This window comes from Chryseobacterium sp. CCNWLW53 (assembly GCF_037083525.1).
In the GTDB taxonomy this organism is placed as follows: Bacteria; Bacteroidota; Bacteroidia; order Flavobacteriales; family Weeksellaceae; genus Chryseobacterium; species Chryseobacterium lathyri.
Map to the genome: position 1 here is coordinate 232528 of NZ_JBAOJR010000002.1, position 15098 is coordinate 247625.

General features: G+C 37.5%; 16 protein-coding genes. 6 read left to right on the forward strand and 10 right to left on the reverse strand.

Annotated features, from left to right (window positions below; genetic code table 11):
* Nucleotides 1-22: 22 nt before the first annotated feature.
* Nucleotides 23-874: a nuclear transport factor 2 family protein gene (locus V6R96_RS06050; RefSeq protein ID WP_336378318.1), complete on the reverse strand. Its 852-nt coding sequence runs from the start codon at nucleotides 872-874 to the stop codon at nucleotides 23-25.
* Between the two features lie 77 nt (nucleotides 875-951).
* The gene (locus tag V6R96_RS06055) at nucleotides 952-1530 is read right to left on the reverse strand and encodes a TetR/AcrR family transcriptional regulator (RefSeq protein ID WP_111954571.1); all 579 of its coding nucleotides are present in this window, start codon (nucleotides 1528-1530) and stop codon (nucleotides 952-954) included.
* Between the two features lie 165 nt (nucleotides 1531-1695).
* On the opposite strand from V6R96_RS06055, the gene V6R96_RS06060 reads away from it, so the two are divergent.
* Nucleotides 1696-2496 carry a patatin-like phospholipase family protein gene (locus V6R96_RS06060; RefSeq protein ID WP_336378319.1) on the forward strand — a complete coding sequence of 267 codons (801 nt, stop codon included), beginning with the start codon at nucleotides 1696-1698 and terminating at the stop codon, nucleotides 2494-2496.
* A gap of 141 nt (nucleotides 2497-2637) precedes the next feature.
* Here the strand turns inward: V6R96_RS06060 and V6R96_RS06065 are convergent, their stop codons facing one another.
* The 4 genes from V6R96_RS06065 to V6R96_RS06080 all read right to left on the reverse strand — a co-directional run bounded on the left by V6R96_RS06065 (nucleotide 2638) and on the right by V6R96_RS06080 (nucleotide 5615).
* Nucleotides 2638-3081, reverse strand: a complete 444-nt coding sequence (locus V6R96_RS06065) for a hypothetical protein (protein WP_111954575.1) — start codon at nucleotides 3079-3081, stop codon at nucleotides 2638-2640.
* A gap of 58 nt (nucleotides 3082-3139) precedes the next feature.
* Nucleotides 3140-4180, reverse strand: a complete 1041-nt coding sequence (locus V6R96_RS06070) for a hypothetical protein (RefSeq protein ID WP_336378320.1) — start codon at nucleotides 4178-4180, stop codon at nucleotides 3140-3142.
* A 5-nt stretch (nucleotides 4181-4185) separates the two neighbouring features.
* The gene (locus tag V6R96_RS06075) at nucleotides 4186-4887 is read right to left on the reverse strand and encodes an ABC transporter ATP-binding protein (RefSeq protein ID WP_111954579.1); all 702 of its coding nucleotides are present in this window, start codon (nucleotides 4885-4887) and stop codon (nucleotides 4186-4188) included.
* Nucleotides 4888-5045: 158 nt separating this feature from the next.
* The gene (locus V6R96_RS06080; protein WP_111954581.1) at nucleotides 5046-5615 is read right to left on the reverse strand and encodes a hypothetical protein; all 570 of its coding nucleotides are present in this window, start codon (nucleotides 5613-5615) and stop codon (nucleotides 5046-5048) included.
* Nucleotides 5616-6162: 547 nt separating this feature from the next.
* Between V6R96_RS06080 and V6R96_RS06085 the strand changes: the two genes are divergently transcribed.
* Nucleotides 6163-6663 carry a GNAT family N-acetyltransferase gene (locus V6R96_RS06085; protein WP_336378321.1) on the forward strand — a complete coding sequence of 167 codons (501 nt, stop codon included), beginning with the start codon at nucleotides 6163-6165 and terminating at the stop codon, nucleotides 6661-6663.
* A gap of 36 nt (nucleotides 6664-6699) precedes the next feature.
* On the opposite strand, the gene V6R96_RS06090 is transcribed toward V6R96_RS06085, so the two are convergent.
* The gene (locus V6R96_RS06090; RefSeq protein WP_336378322.1) at nucleotides 6700-7395 is read right to left on the reverse strand and encodes a response regulator transcription factor; all 696 of its coding nucleotides are present in this window, start codon (nucleotides 7393-7395) and stop codon (nucleotides 6700-6702) included.
* On the reverse strand, nucleotides 7392-8450 hold the full coding sequence (locus tag V6R96_RS06095; RefSeq protein WP_336378323.1) for a histidine kinase: 1059 nt from the start codon (nucleotides 8448-8450) through the stop codon (nucleotides 7392-7394). Before V6R96_RS06095 ends, V6R96_RS06090 begins: the two co-directional genes overlap by 4 nt.
* A gap of 184 nt (nucleotides 8451-8634) precedes the next feature.
* On the opposite strand from V6R96_RS06095, the gene V6R96_RS06100 reads away from it, so the two are divergent.
* Complete coding sequence (locus tag V6R96_RS06100) at nucleotides 8635-9765, forward strand: acyltransferase (protein ID WP_336378324.1); 1131 nt, start codon at nucleotides 8635-8637, stop codon at nucleotides 9763-9765.
* 68 nt (nucleotides 9766-9833) lie between these two features.
* Here the strand turns inward: V6R96_RS06100 and V6R96_RS06105 are convergent, their stop codons facing one another.
* Nucleotides 9834-10814, reverse strand: a complete 981-nt coding sequence (locus V6R96_RS06105) for an alkene reductase (protein ID WP_336378700.1) — start codon at nucleotides 10812-10814, stop codon at nucleotides 9834-9836.
* The gene (locus V6R96_RS06110) at nucleotides 10775-11713 is read right to left on the reverse strand and encodes an alkene reductase (RefSeq protein WP_336378325.1); all 939 of its coding nucleotides are present in this window, start codon (nucleotides 11711-11713) and stop codon (nucleotides 10775-10777) included. Before V6R96_RS06110 ends, V6R96_RS06105 begins: the two co-directional genes overlap by 40 nt.
* 77 nt (nucleotides 11714-11790) lie before the next feature.
* Here V6R96_RS06110 and V6R96_RS06115 point away from each other — a divergent pair, with 77 nt between their 5' ends.
* From V6R96_RS06115 to V6R96_RS06125, 3 genes are all read left to right on the forward strand, one after another.
* A complete protein-coding gene (locus V6R96_RS06115) occupies nucleotides 11791-12648 on the forward strand; it encodes an AraC family transcriptional regulator (protein WP_336378326.1) in 858 nt (285 codons plus the stop codon).
* Between the two features lie 137 nt (nucleotides 12649-12785).
* The gene (locus tag V6R96_RS06120; RefSeq protein WP_336378327.1) at nucleotides 12786-13781 is read left to right on the forward strand and encodes an alpha/beta hydrolase; all 996 of its coding nucleotides are present in this window, start codon (nucleotides 12786-12788) and stop codon (nucleotides 13779-13781) included.
* A gap of 184 nt (nucleotides 13782-13965) precedes the next feature.
* The gene (locus tag V6R96_RS06125) at nucleotides 13966-15096 is read left to right on the forward strand and encodes an alpha/beta hydrolase-fold protein (protein ID WP_336378328.1); all 1131 of its coding nucleotides are present in this window, start codon (nucleotides 13966-13968) and stop codon (nucleotides 15094-15096) included.
* Nucleotides 15097-15098 lie beyond the last annotated feature (2 nt).

Sequence of the window (15098 nt, forward strand, 5' to 3'; positions counted from 1 at the left end):
TGTACAGGGAAGAGAATGCGTTTTATTTCATTTCTTCATTAAGTTTATAGCTGTCTTCTAAGAAATGATATTTGACAATCTTTCCGCTAATCACTTTAAAAATAACAACAAATTCGGTACTGAACACTTTGTCATATTTCAGTATTCTGGAGGATAACTGTCCTGCTACGGCTGCGTTTTCCCCTTCTACAGAAATAAAATCAATAGTAAAGTTTTCCGATTGTATGTTATTGTATAATTCTTGAAAAAACAGCTCTATTTCCTCACGGGTTTCTCTTTTTCCTGTCCATGGGAATTTATCCTTGTTGCCGGGCAGATCCCAGTCTACATAATCTGCAAAAAGATCTACTATATTTCCTTCTTTCCTTCCGAACTGCAGATCATAGAATTCTTCAACTACATCTCTGGTCGAGGGTACTGAATTTTGTTTACCGGAGTCGTTCCTGAAAATAGCAAGCCTTTCGGTATCTTCCGATGTAAAATCAGGATCTACATAGATATGAACTCTTTTAATCAGTTCACCGTCAAATTCAAAAACATTGCAAAATTTGCCAAACGACGTATGATTGTCCGGCCATTCCTTACCAGACCTTGTGACTCCTTTTTCGTTGCCTTCAACCACAATGACAGTATCTGAAAAAGTATACCTGAAATTTTGAATATCATGAGTAAGCTTCTCCAAATGCTTTCCTATGACCGTTCCGAAATTTTTAATTCCCTGTTGCCCTTTTTCAAACCCAAATTTAGGATAATACATTTCTACATCTTCAGCATAAAGATCAAAGTATTCATCATCAAATATTCCTGAATCTATCTTTTTGAAATAGGTTTCAATTTTGTTTTTTCTGATCTCATTTAAAGTCTTTTTTTCCATTTTATTTTACTTGTTACTTGATTAATATCTTTATTATTGTATTTTAAACCGATCGTTCCGTTATTGGATAAAAAAATTTATTTCCTGATTTGTTCCATTAAAAAATCAACCATTTCCGTTACTTCTTTTTTATTTTGCGTTAAGATATAATGACTCCAAAAACTACTGAAAGAAGCAAGAATATAACGGGCAATAACAGATGAAGAACTTTCACTTCTGATATCTCCTTCCGTACGGGCCTGTAATATGGCCTGTTCTAAAATCGCCTGCAGCACCGCACCATTCTTCAGGATGAACTGCTTAACCTTCTGGTCTGAAGGGGCCACTTCAAAAATAGTTTTTACAATAAGACACGCTCTGTTATCTGCCAGTGTCTGATCTACAACATCCCGGATGATATATTCTAGAGATTCAATTCCTCTATCTTTTGCCTGTGACGCTTTTGAGTATTGATTTTCTTTGAAGGCCGCATAATTCGCCAGACATTTTAAAAATAAATCATGCTTATTGCCATAGGTATCATAGATACTGCTCCTGTTCAGCTTCATGACAGCTACAATATCATGCATGGATGTCGTGTGGTATCCCTTTTCCCAAAAGAGGTTGCGCACTAGTTCCAGTTTTTCTGTATAATCAAATTCCTTATTTCTTGGCATGAGACAAATATACAATTTAAACTGATCGTTCCAAATTAAATTCTCTGCTTTTTTGAATCAGATAAGAAGAACAGCTTACCAGGTGTTTTGTTAAAATAATTCTAAAATCCGCATGTTTCTTAAAATTAATCTGATTATTTCAGGCTGTTTTCTTACATTTATTCTATGAATTTTGAGAGAACAGGGCTGGTTTTGTCAGGAGGCGGTACCAAAGGGATCGCCCATGCAGGAGTTTTAAAATTCTTGAATGAAAAGAACATAGATATTAATGTGCTGTCATGCTGCAGTGCAGGATCTATCGTGGGGTGTCTGTATGCAGTAGGAAAAACGCCGGATGAGATTCTGGAATTTTTCAATTCGGTTTATTTCTTCAACTGGAAGCATTTTACTTTCAACCAGCCGGGGTTGGTTTCTTCGGTGATTTTCAGTAATTATCTTAAACCCATTTTTCATGATATGAAATTAGGGGATTTGAAAAAAGAAGTGAAAATTGTAGCCACAGAACTGGTTTCCGGGACTCAAAAAATCTTTGACGAAAACTTCCAAGTAGTAGATGCTATTATTGCATCGTGCTCTATTCCGGGAGTTACAACACCCTATATCATCGGTGAGGAAATGTACTGTGACGGAGGCGTTCTGAATAATTTTCCTGCAGATATCATCAGAGATGAATGCGATAAACTGATCGGTGTTTTCGTGTCACCACCGCATGATATTGATATTAAAGACCTGAAATCCATTAAAGCCATTGTCTCCCGTTCCTACGACCTTCTTTCATATAGAGTCGAAAAAGGAAAATTCGACTATTGTGACTGGTTTATTTCTTCCCAAAAACTTTCCTCCTATGGAACTTTTGAGCGCAAAAAAGACCGTCTGGAAGAAATTTTTAACATAGGGTATAAAGCTGCTGAAGAAAGCTATGAAGCAAGCGGTTTCTATACAGAGCTGAAACAGTCTGGCTCGTAATAAGCTTATCTATACAATAAATTAATATTATAAAAATCCCACGGATTACACAATTCCACAGCTTAACTGTCTTGAAATGATGTAATCTGCAGGTTGGTTATGCTTTGTTGCTTTATATTAGTTAAGCTATATAATATTATTTTATTGCTTCACCACAAATCCGTCCTGGCGTACAACTTCCTGATCATTCTCATTATTCACGGTCAGTGTATAAGGTGCTTTGGAAGCTGAATCGGTAAGGTAGTTTCTCCATATCTGATATGTATATCCTTTATTGGCAAAGCTGAAATAGTAATTTCCTCCGGAACCGTCAGGGATCAGCTCACCGTCACTGATGATCATGCTTGGCTTTGATGTGATCCTGGCGTTGGCAGCCCATGACTGGTAAAGATATTTTCCATTTGGCTGCTTGTCGATCCTGATTTTAAATTTTTTCGTTTTAATGATCACTGTTTTCGGAACCTGCTGAGAAGAAAGTATCTTGCTGGAAACAGTAATAAAATTGGAGGTTACCGGCTTATCAATTGCATAAGCTAAAGAAAACTGAGCCATACAAAAGGCTCCTAATAAGATTCTTTTAATCATCGCATTATGGGTTATTGGTTAGATAAATAGACCCATCAAATATGAAGCCATTGGATATTTATCGTAAGATGGTTTCTTTGATCCATACATTCAGTTCCACTGTGCTTTTAAGCGTTTTCAGGAACCATATATTGGTCTTATGTCTTTCAGAATATTGCGGTGAATATACATTTAAACCTTTTTTGAAACTAAAAAAGCTAAGGTTAACGTTTTCCTTTAAAAAATCAAGCCGCCTGTTCAGCCACTTTCTTTCATCCATAGAACCGGACTCGTGATGCCTGATCAATATTTCAATAATAGAGGTGTCAATTCTTTCCGATTCCTTAAGCATTTTATCCAGCGCATTGGTCAGTATCTCATCATCGATAAAATTAATGTTGGGCAGATTTTCGTCATTGTTCTGAAAAAGATGTTCAAACTCAATATCCTGAAGGAGATGGTGTGCTCCATGCATGATCTCTGATGCAGGGCTGTAGTCATTATTATCCTTTACAATAAAAACTGCCGGGATATCCATCTTCAGACGGGTGTACGCTTCAATTTTATGATGTCCGTCCAGAACAAAAGCACAGCTCATCATCGGATCGAGATGGTAGAGACTGTAAAATACAACGGGTTTCGGACGGCCTCCTTTTCTGATAAGATCTACATAATATTCGATTCTTTTGGGATCTATACTTTTACTTTCCAACGTATACAGATAATTAAAATCCTGGAAAGGGTAGAACCAGCCGGAAAATTTCTTCCGGTCAGGAATATTTTCGTCATCAGGCAAAGGCGTGGCCATATAGAAATTGGAATTGTCGAACGGAATTTTACCCAGATTAACCTGGTAACTTCCACTTTCAAAAAGCTTTAGAAAATCCTCAACCTGAGCTATGATCTCTTCTTCGGTTCCATCCGTAAGGGCATGGTTAAGACCGTCAGCCAAAGTTATTTTCTCTTCATCAGAGAGTTCTGAAACAGCATAATATTCACCCACACTTCCCCGGGAATCCGGCCAGTTAACAGCCACAGGGCGCCTGATGATTAAGCAGCTGGCAAAACCATCGTACAGAACTTTGATAATGCCCTGTCCGTGAGTGATGTGTATTTCCATGAGTATTAAGAAACAGCCGTATAGCTTGCAAAAGCTTCTTCCAGACTGTCGAATCTGCCTTTAAATTCATCAATAGGGCAGTCTTGAAGAATGTTTCCTTTGTGAATCAGAATGACCCGTGAGCAAAGCGCTTCCACTTCCTGCATAATATGAGTAGACAGAAGTACTGTTTTCTGTTGCCCGATTTCTTTCACTACATTTCTTATCTCGATAATCTGGTTAGGATCCAGGCCGTTGGTTGGTTCATCCAGGATCAACAGGTCCGGTTGATGAATGATGGCCTGCGCAAGACCAACCCTCTGCTTGTATCCTTTAGACAGCTGGCCGATCTTTTTTGATTTTTCCGGAGTAATTCCCACAAGCTCGATCACCTCATCTACTCTGGCTGCAGATATTTTATGGATATTGGCAACGAACTGAAGGTATTCTCTGACATACATTTCCAGGTATAACGGATTGTTTTCGGGAAGAAAACCTATTTTCTTCTTGCTTTCGATCTCATTTTCGGAAATATTCATTCCATTAAAGATAATTTCGCCCTGATCAATTTTCAATGCTCCGACAATAGATTTCATGAGGGTGGATTTTCCGGCTCCGTTCGGACCCAGAAGGCCAATGATCTCATTTTTATCAATGGAAATATTGATATTGTCTAGTGCGGTCTGTTCCCCAAATTTCTTGGTTAAATTGATTATCTGAAGCGGCATAATAAGTAATGTCTTTCTGCAAAAGTAAAAAATAAAAAACTCATTTCGTAATGTACGGTTGCGTAATATTAGAAATAATAGCGGTATATCTGGGATTTATCTTAAAAATAAAACTCATCCGGATGAATGAGTTCAGTATTATTGAAAAATAAATATGATTATTTTCTTGATTTCTTGTTTTTACTGCCGCTGTTTGAAGCTGGTGCCGCAGTGGATGCCTGATTTGAGTAAGACTTTGTACCATTGATCTGTTGCATGGTAGCAGGCTTCTCATACATGGCAGATTTTCCGTTCGTTCTTCCGAATACTTTGTCTACCTGTTTTCTGGTTAAAAACTGGGATTTGCCAACATATTTACGGTTTTTATTGATGTATTGGATAAACTGTACGGTTGGTTGGCCATAATTTTTCTCGTAATGAAGCTCAATAATATCATTAGGAAGTTCCAGGATGATGTTTTCGTCCGGAGAGGATATAAAGCCGTCCATAAGCAGTTTATACAGACCAGATACATCGCTGTTCAGGTTCTGGAAAGAAAAAGACCTTATGGTATTCAGGTTACTTGTATTAAGATCCTGGTAGTTGATGGTAAATTTATCCTCTTTTTTATATAAACCTACGGAATTATCTTTGCCAATTTCCACCAAGCTCTCATTTTTCAGCACTTTGATCTGCGAGAAAACTGAAATACTGAACATGCATGTAATGAGTAGAATTATTTTTCTCATGTGGAAGGGATTTTAATGTTTTATAAATTTGTGTCTTAAAATTACTAATAAAAAGTTTCTAAACAATTTTATTATTTCAAACAAAAGTAAGACTTTTTTTTAATATCCATGATGGGGAAGCTGTTGATATTATGCATGCCATTGCATGCGGGAAGGTTTGCAAATCATTTGTTGGCAGACGTTTATAAGTTATCTGCATCATTTCCAAAATATTAAATGAGCTGGATAAGCTTTTTAGTGCTGTAAACTATTAATTAACTGGGACTTTAAAATTATTCTGAGTTTATTTAGTGTCCGTAGCTGACCACTCTTGAAATTTTCCACCCGTCAGGAGTCTTTTTCCAGACATGAACAAACTTAAATGTTCCACAGTTGGTCAGAGAGCCGTTTTGCCTTTCAGTTTGTTCAAAGATAATTAATTAAATTTCTGAATGAAAAAAATATTTCAAAGCGCCTGCTTTCAGAAAATATAAGTGATCAGCATTATAATCTTGATAAAAGCTATATAATTTGTAATTTTATCTTTTCATTAGTATAATTTTCCAATATGAATATTCTACATCAGGATCAAAGCTTTATTATCCGTCAATTTTCAGTTGAAGAGCAAAATCTGTTTTGTGACCTTTTTGAAGATGCGGAGGTTACTAAATATCTTCCTTATCGTTCACCTGAACAGTATATAGAAATGTTCGAAATAGCTCTGAAGGATTACCTTGAAGGCCCGTTTGGCCGTTTTGGAATATTTGATTCTGAAAATAATGATTTTATCGGAATGTGCCTGGCCAGGACCTTTGCTGATGTACCCGATCAGATTGAAATAGGATATACTTTAAGTAAAAAATATTGGGGGAAAGGAATAGCAACAGAAGTGAGCCGTGCTCTCGTAAAATATTGCTTTTTAAATACTGAGACCAATGAAGTTGTAGCCGTAACTGATCTTGATAACATCGGTTCACAAAAAGTATTGGAAAAAGCAGGATTTAATCGGACTGATAATCTGAAAAGAACATATGGTGAATTAGCTTATTATATAGTTAAACGTAATTAGATCTATATTTAGATTAGAGGAGATAATTGGTTTTCATCAATTAATAGAGCCTTTAGAAACCCTTGTTATCAAAGCATTGAATTCATTTTTATAGCTTCTGCCTACAGGAAGATGATGAATGCCTAGCAGGACTTCATTGTTGTTAAAAGCAGTCATGAATTGAGCATTGATCATAAATGAACGGTGAATTCTGACAAAATTTCTTCCGGATAAAATGGCTTCCAGCTCTGTTATTGTATGCTTTGATATAATGTTTTCATTATTGGCCAACACCATTTTGATATCGTTTCCCTGGCTTTCAAAATAAACAATTTTCTGAATAAAGACTTTCCGGTTCATTCCTTCCGTTTTAATGATGATAAAGTCCTCCTGAAAATCACTTCTGTTTCTTAAAACCCGTTCTACAGATTTGAAAAAACGTTCAAAAGTAATAGGTTTCAAAAGATAATCCACAGCTTCCAGCTCGAAACCTTCGATGGCAAAATCGCGGTAGGCTGTTGTGAAAATAGTTGGTGGTTTTTGAGGAAGTGATCTAAGAAAATCAATTCCGGTTAAATGAGGCATCTGGATATCCAAAAACATAAGGTCTACAGATTTCGTCTGCAGAAGTTTGTAAGCATCCATTACATTTTCAGCTTTTCCAGTCAGTTTTAAATGTCCGATCCCGGAAATATGTTTTTCAAGCAGGGCTGCTGCCAGAGGTTCATCATCCACAATGATACAGTTGATCATAAGATTGCTGGAGTTTTTATTTCGACTTTAAAAATATTGTTTTCTTTTGAAACTTTGAGTATAAAATCATCATGGTAATGGAGCCGGAGCTGTTTTTCTATATTTTTCAGCCCGATACCTTCAGGGTTGTTATACTCATCATCTCCACAAGTATTCTGAATCCTGAAAACTGAATAGGAGCCATCTGTGGAAACATCAATTTTTATCTCAGTTGAGCCTATCGTTTTTTCTGCGCCATGTTTAAAAGCATTTTCAACCAATGTAAGGTAGAGTAGCGGAGGAATCATAGCGGCTGAATATAAGGAAGCCGTTCTGCTGATTTTTAATCTTCCTTCACTGTATCTAAGGCTTTCCAAGGTGATATAATGATCAATCATATTGAGTTCTTCAGATATGGATACTTCATTTTTAGGGCCTTTATACAGAATGTAATCCAGAATATCTGAAAGACGGCTGATTGATTCAGAAGTTTTCTCTGAATTGCTGATCGAAAGGGAATAAATATTATTCAAAGTATTGAACAGAAAATGTGGGTTAAGCTGGGATTTCAAAGATTTTAATTCAAGTTCAGCTTTTTCCTTCTGCAGTTTCGCCGTGTTTTCTTTTTCATCTTTATACCGAATCACAAACATTACTGAAATAAAAATAAAAGCTCCACTGATAATTGTAAAAATATAGTGAGTCCAAAGATAACCGATATCCGTAAAAACACTGTAGAAGCTGTCTTTAGGAACACTGATGAAGAAAGGTTCTGCCAGATAAACAATGAATATCCTGTTGACCACAGAAATAACATACAGACTGAAAATAAGGGACAGCGAAAATGCGAAATAATTTTTCCGGTCAAAAAAATTCCGGATAAGAACAAAATAGATAAAATTGGCTCCTGCGATCTGAAATATCCAGTGACAGAAATTATAAATGATGATTTCCCAAGAGATTCCGTCATCATATTCTCCATACATTCTTGCAATTCCAAATACAAACAAAGCCGTCCAAAAGAGCAGTTGGAAACAGATATTCTGTTTGAGATTATTTTCCGGTCCGAGTGTCATAGTCTTCAAAAATATAAAATCCTGAAGTGCAGCCTGCCATTTTTTGATAAAAAGAAGCAAATTAGTGATGGAAAGATTTATTTATCATTCGGACGGCTGATTTTACGGTTGGCATGCAGATTATAGCTGTCTGCCATGATTACACAAAAAGTCTGATCTGTTTTACAACATTTGCAGAAAAAAAATGCAGGCAAACTACAATTCTTCTGAAAGACTTTACGGACTGGATCATTTACGAGCTTTAGCCATTGTATTGGTTTTATTGTACCATTACCGAGCGTTTCAACATCCGGCCTGGCTGGATACCTTAGGGAGATTCGGGTGGACCGGGGTAGATCTTTTCTTTGTACTGAGTGGTTATTTGATATCACGACAGCTGTTTAAAGAAATTGAGAAAAGTGGAAGTATCAGTTTAAAAATATTTTTTACCAAACGCTTTTTCAGGATTATCCCGCCGTATTGTTTCACTTTGGCTTTGTACTTTTCATTTCCGTTTTTCAGGGAAAGAGAGGCATTATCCTCTTTTTGGAAGTTTATCACCTTTACTCAAAACTATGGACTCGATGTCATTAACCGCGGAACGTTTTCGCATGCATGGTCTTTATGTATTGAAGAACAGTTTTATCTTTTCCTTCCTTTCATGCTTTTAGTCGCAGTGAAGGCAAAAGTTTTGAGATATACAGTGTTTTTTACTGCCTTCCTCATCATCTTTTCGCTGACAGCCAGATTTATCATTTGGAAAGACTTTATTGTTCCGGTGCTGGATACCGAAGATTTCTGGAAAGTTTGGTATATGGAAATGTATTATCCTACACATACACGGCTGGACGGTCTGGCAGTAGGAGTTACAGTCAGTTATTTAATGCAATATTCATCTCAGTTTAAAAATGCAGTTCATAACAACGGGAATAAGCTTTTCATTCTTGGAGCGATTTTGTTGGGGATTTCATTTTGGATATGTAATGATCAGGTTTCTGAAGAAGCTTCCGTCTTTGGATTTACTTTTGTAGCAATAAGTTATGGAATTATTTTGATGTCGTCACTTTCTGGGTCTTCATTTCTCTTCAGGTCAAAATCATATAGTACTACACAGATTGCGGCGCTTTCTTATGCAATTTATCTTTCACATAAAGGAATTATCCATATGATTCAATATACTCTTGGGCAGTTTGGAATGAATGTGTCAGACAATTTCAGTCTTTTAGTCTGCCTGGCAGGATGTATCGCCGGAGGTTTGTTATATCGCTTTATGATTGAAAATCCTGCTTCAAGGCTTAAATACAGGATTTTAAACCGAACAGCAGAACGCGATTGATCTGACACAAATGCCCAGCTATCCGGGAATTCGTGTCAGATCAATTAAAATTTAGTTCAATATGAAAGCTAACACTCTATACATCCCTGAAATGATATTTTCGGATAGTCGATATACCCTTTGTCTCCACCGTGATAAAACGTTTCCTCATCCCAATCCGCCAGCGGAAGATCATTTTTTATACGTTCTGCCAAATCAGGATTGGAAATATAGAGTTTGCCAAAAGCGACCAGGTCCACAAGCCCGGTTTGCAATATTTCTTCCGCTGTTTCTACGCTAAAGCCGCCGGCAATCATGATGATGTTTTTAAAACGTTGTCTCGCATTCTCTAAAAAGCTCAATGGAATTGAAGGTTTTCCATCAGCTACTGCATTAGAAAAGTGAACATATAAAATATCCAGTTTCTGTAGTTCATCAAGGATATATTCGTGGGTTGCCAGTTCCTCAGGATAAGTCTTAAGGTCATAAATTTCGCGGAAAGGGGAAAGTCTTATACCTACTTTATGCTTACCAATTGCTGCAATAACTTCCTGCATGACTTCAAAAAGGAACCTCGTTCTGTTTTCAATACTTCCGCCGTATTCATCCGCTCGGGTATTGCTCAGAGGATTGATGAACTGGTCGATCAGAAAGCCATGAGCTGCATGAATTTCAACACCGTCAAATCCCGCTTCCATTGCGTTGATGGCTGCTTCTTTAAAAACTTTTACCCAAACCGGAATCTCTTCTGTACTGATAGCATCAGGAATGGTCATGCTTTGATAGCTGTTATCAGGAATACGGATAGTTTCATTCACAGGTATGGCAGACGGTGCTATCAATGGCTGATTATTTTGGATGGCCGGATGACCAACACGGCCTGACTGTACTAATTGGGCAAATATTTTTCCGCCTTTTGTATGTACTCCTTCAACTACTTTTTTCCAGGCATCTTTTTGGTTTTTAGTATATATTCCCGGAGTATTCATATACGCTCCACCATTGGAGGAAACGGCAATATTGTCTGATATTAATAATCCTGCACCGGCTCTCTGCTGGTAATAGGTAATTCTACGCTAAAGCCGCCGGCAATCATGATGATGTTTTTAAAACGTTGTCTCGCATTCTCTAAAAAGCTCAATGGAATTGAAGGTTTTCCATCAGCTACTGCATTAGAAAAGTGAACATATAAAATATCCAGTTTCTGTAGTTCATCAAGGATATATTCGTGGGTTGCCAGTTCCTCAGGATAAGTCTTAAGGTCATAAATTTCGCGGAAAGGGGAAAGTCTTATACCTACTTTATGCTTACCAATTGCTGCAATAACTTCCTGCATGACTTCAAAAAGGAACCTCGTTCTGTTTTCAATACTTCCGCCGTATTCATCCGCTCGGGTATTGCTCAGAGGATTGATGAACTGGTCGATCAGAAAGCCATGAGCTGCATGAATTTCAACACCGTCAAATCCCGCTTCCATTGCGTTGATGGCTGCTTCTTTAAAAACTTTTACCCAAACCGGAATCTCTTCTGTACTGATAGCATCAGGAATGGTCATGCTTTGATAGCTGTTATCAGGAATACGGATAGTTTCATTCACAGGTATGGCAGACGGTGCTATCAATGGCTGATTATTTTGGATGGCCGGATGACCAACACGGCCTGACTGTACTAATTGGGCAAATATTTTTCCGCCTTTTGTATGTACTCCTTCAACTACTTTTTTCCAGGCATCTTTTTGGTTTTTAGTATATATTCCCGGAGTATTCATATACGCTCCACCATTGGAGGAAACGGCAATATTGTCTGATATTAATAATCCTGCACCGGCTCTCTGCTGGTAATAGGTAATCATGGATGGTGACGGGATGCCTTTAATGGCTCTTCTACGGTTCATGGGAGCCATTACAACTCTGCTGGAAAGGGAAATGTTTTCGCTGATAAACGGAGCGATTAATTTTTTCTGTGGCATATTTTTTTGACAAAATTAACATGAACCAAGAGGTAAAAACAGGGATATTGGGCGGTTTTTTTTGTACATTTCGGGTAATGAAAACTAAACATTTACATAAACCTTTAGATATATTTGTATCCGATATGGAACATTGGCATGAACGTCCGCTGATCTATCAGTTCTTTGAAATTGTACAGATTATGGAAGGGGAAGGCACCAGGATTATTAATGAAAACAAGTTTCCATATACTAAAGGCAGTATTTTTTTGTTTACCCCGCTGGACTGCAGAGGTTTTGAGAGCACTACCAATACCCGCTATTGCTCCATCCGGTTTTCCGAAGTCTTTCTCGAACAGTACAAAACCAAACACGAAAAAGAAAGAGTCATAGAATGGTTAAAGCAGCTGGAAGCTATTTTCACGCACCACAACCGCTTTGAGCAGGTATTGATTAAAGATGAGAAAGACTGCAACATGATCGCTTCATTAATTGAAAATATGATCACAGAATACAGCAACAAGCCTTCCTATTTTGATGAAAATCTTCAGCATCTGGTCATTCTTGTTTTAAATATTATTTCCCGTAACGTGAATCCCCAGCAGGTTATATCAGATACAACCATGGATGAACCGTTGATTAATAAAATACTTGTTTATCTGCACCAGAACATACACAGTCCTAAGAATTTAAGAATAAAACATCTTGCAGAACAGTTTAACCTGTCGGCAAATTATATCGGCGAATATTTTAAGAACCTCACCGGCGACAGCTTACACTGTTATCTCACTCAGTATAAAATGAATATTATAGAACAGCGGCTGATCTACAGTGAATATTCAATAGGACAGATTGCAGACGATTTAGGGTTTTCTGATGAAAGCCATTTAAGCAGACAGTTCAAAAAGCATAAAGGGATAACTGCTGCTGCCTTCCGGAAACAGTTTAAAAGCTAAAGAGAAAAAATTGCTGACAAATTTGAAAACCCGGTTATAAAAATTTCTTTTCCGTATCACAAAATTTCCTTTTCGTATCATCCAATGATAGGCATAACATTACTTTTGAAAGAATAGAATCTATCATTACTGTTATTATGAAAAAATACCTGTTATTCCTAATATCTTTCCTGATCCCGGGCTTATCATTTGCACAACAATATAATCCACTTACCCTTCAGGAAGCAGAAAAAAGATTACTGCCCCAGTTTAGAGCTATGATTAATGCTCCGATTCAGGATATTACCCTGGAAGAAGTAAAAAAAGAGCGCAAAACCCAGGCAGAAATGGCCTGGCCGGAACTGAAAAACAAAGACAGCGTTGATGTAACCCAATCTAAAATTCCGGGACTGAATGCCAAAGATCCCGAAATCCCGGTAACGATTTATAAACCCAAAAACGCGAAAAATCTTCCCCTATTTCTTTGGTTCCACGGGGGTGCTTTTGTATATGGAACTCCTAAATGGGATCATCAGAGGTGTGCAGATTATGCTTTGAAAGGGCATGCTGTTGTTGTCAATATAGATTACCGTTTCGCCCCGGAAAATCCTTTTCCGGCGGCACTTCACGATGCCTATGCTTCCCTGTTATGGGCCAGTAAAAATGCAGTGCGTATTGGTGGAAATCCAAAACTGATTGCAGTTGGAGGTTCCAGTGCGGGAGCCGGGATATCCGGAAGTCTGGCACAATATACAAGAGATCTGAAAGGTCCGGAAATCAGTTTACAGGTTCTGGAAATTCCTCCCGGTGATTTCGGAATGGATTACCCGTCTGTTGTTGAATTTAAAAGAATTCCCGGTGTCAAAAGTGATGATTTCCCAGTTTTAAAAGACTTCTATATAGGAAAAAATGGTAATTCAAAAGAAAAATACGTATTGCCTGGCAACATTAAAGATGTCTCTAATCTTCCACCTGCTGTAATTTTTGTTGCTGGAGCAGATCCTTTACGGGATAGTGGAATAGCTTACGCTGACCGTCTGATAAAAGCAGGTATTTTCACAGAATTACACGTTTTTGCAGGCTATGCCCACGGAATGCCACTTCCTGGAAGCATGGAGATCACCCTGAGAATGATGAAGCAGTTTCTTAAATAATCAGGACAGGGATGAGGCAGAAATCTGGATTTCAAACTGTCATAGAATAATATTCTATAGATTCGGATAAAGAAAAAATATTTTCCTTAATATTGATGTAATAACACAGGATTGACAGAAGTAACAAGAGATCTTTCCTTTAGAAAAGCTGTCTGACTGTGAATCATATTTTAAAACTAAAATAATGCAGTACTCAAAAAAAATACCTTTAATTTTCGTTTTATTCTCTTCCATCGTATTTTCCCAGGTTTATAAAACTTCTTCAACAGTTTTACCGGGAAAGCAATTTCCCAGAATAGACTCTGAGAAAAAAGCAGAATTCCGTGTTTACTTTCCGGATGCAAAATCTGTAACTTTAGATGGAGGAGACGGCATGAAAAGTATAAAATCTTCCGTTTCCAAAGATAAAGATGGCTTTTGGAACATTTTCACAACACCTATGGAAATAGGATTTCATTACTATTGGTTCAATGTAGATGGGCAACGGACTAATGATCCCAATACACAGCTGTATTTCGGGTACAGCCAGCCGACGAGTGGAATTGAAGTTCCTTCCGGGGAGGTTTTTTTCCAGGAAAAAAATGTAAAGCATGGGAAAATCATTAATGACAGTTTAAACTCACAAATTACCCAGGGTAAACGGAATTTTAAAGTATATCTTCCCCCCAATTACGGTACAAAAAAATTACCCGTTCTGTATCTGTACCATGGAACCGGAGAAGATATTACAGGTTGGGAAAAGCAAGGGTATATCCTAAACATTTTAGACAATCTTTTCGCAGAAAAAAAAGCACGGGAAATGATAGTGGTGATGGACTATGGGGTTGCCTTGAATGCCGAACAGGAAAAAATGCCGGACAACTATCCCAGAACAGTGCTTTCTTCCAAAAATCTTGATAAAATCATTACGCAGGAGCTGATTCCTTATATAGAGAAAAAATATAAAGCTTCCGGCAAGAAGGCTATTGCAGGACTTTCCAGAGGAAGCTACCAGGCCATGCTCATTGGAGTTTCCCATCCCGAAACATTTTCGGCGATCGGAGCATTCAGCCCAGTGATTTATGAAGGAACTGAGGCAGAACCTTTTAAAGAACTTCCTATCGGAAACTTGCTGAAGTCTAAGAAAAAGCCTTACTTCTTTATCGGAATCGGGGAAAAAGAAGACGCTATGTTTTTTAAATTTGATCAATTATTGACGGATTTCTTAAACAGGAATAATTATCCTTATTTCCAATACAAATCCTCTGAAACCCGCCATGAATGGCTTACGTGGAGAAGATCTCTTTACCAGTTTGCCCAGCAGATTTTTAAATAAAA

Coding starts and splice junctions, on each gene's coding strand:
- V6R96_RS06050 (WP_336378318.1), bottom strand. CDS start 874: ATGGAAAAAAAGACTTTAAATGAGATCAGAAAAAACAAAATTGAAACC.
- V6R96_RS06055 (WP_111954571.1), bottom strand. CDS start 1,530: ATGCCAAGAAATAAGGAATTTGATTATACAGAAAAACTGGAACTAGTG.
- V6R96_RS06060 (WP_336378319.1), top strand. CDS start 1,696: ATGAATTTTGAGAGAACAGGGCTGGTTTTGTCAGGAGGCGGTACCAAA.
- V6R96_RS06065 (WP_111954575.1), bottom strand. CDS start 3,081: ATGATTAAAAGAATCTTATTAGGAGCCTTTTGTATGGCTCAGTTTTCT.
- V6R96_RS06070 (WP_336378320.1), bottom strand. CDS start 4,180: ATGGAAATACACATCACTCACGGACAGGGCATTATCAAAGTTCTGTAC.
- V6R96_RS06075 (WP_111954579.1), bottom strand. CDS start 4,887: ATGCCGCTTCAGATAATCAATTTAACCAAGAAATTTGGGGAACAGACC.
- V6R96_RS06080 (WP_111954581.1), bottom strand. CDS start 5,615: ATGAGAAAAATAATTCTACTCATTACATGCATGTTCAGTATTTCAGTT.
- V6R96_RS06085 (WP_336378321.1), top strand. CDS start 6,163: ATGAATATTCTACATCAGGATCAAAGCTTTATTATCCGTCAATTTTCA.
- V6R96_RS06090 (WP_336378322.1), bottom strand. CDS start 7,395: ATGATCAACTGTATCATTGTGGATGATGAACCTCTGGCAGCAGCCCTG.
- V6R96_RS06095 (WP_336378323.1), bottom strand. CDS start 8,450: ATGACACTCGGACCGGAAAATAATCTCAAACAGAATATCTGTTTCCAA.
- V6R96_RS06100 (WP_336378324.1), top strand. CDS start 8,635: ATGCAGGCAAACTACAATTCTTCTGAAAGACTTTACGGACTGGATCAT.
- V6R96_RS06110 (WP_336378325.1), bottom strand. CDS start 11,713: ATGCCACAGAAAAAATTAATCGCTCCGTTTATCAGCGAAAACATTTCC.
- V6R96_RS06115 (WP_336378326.1), top strand. CDS start 11,791: ATGAAAACTAAACATTTACATAAACCTTTAGATATATTTGTATCCGAT.
- V6R96_RS06120 (WP_336378327.1), top strand. CDS start 12,786: ATGAAAAAATACCTGTTATTCCTAATATCTTTCCTGATCCCGGGCTTA.
- V6R96_RS06125 (WP_336378328.1), top strand. CDS start 13,966: ATGCAGTACTCAAAAAAAATACCTTTAATTTTCGTTTTATTCTCTTCC.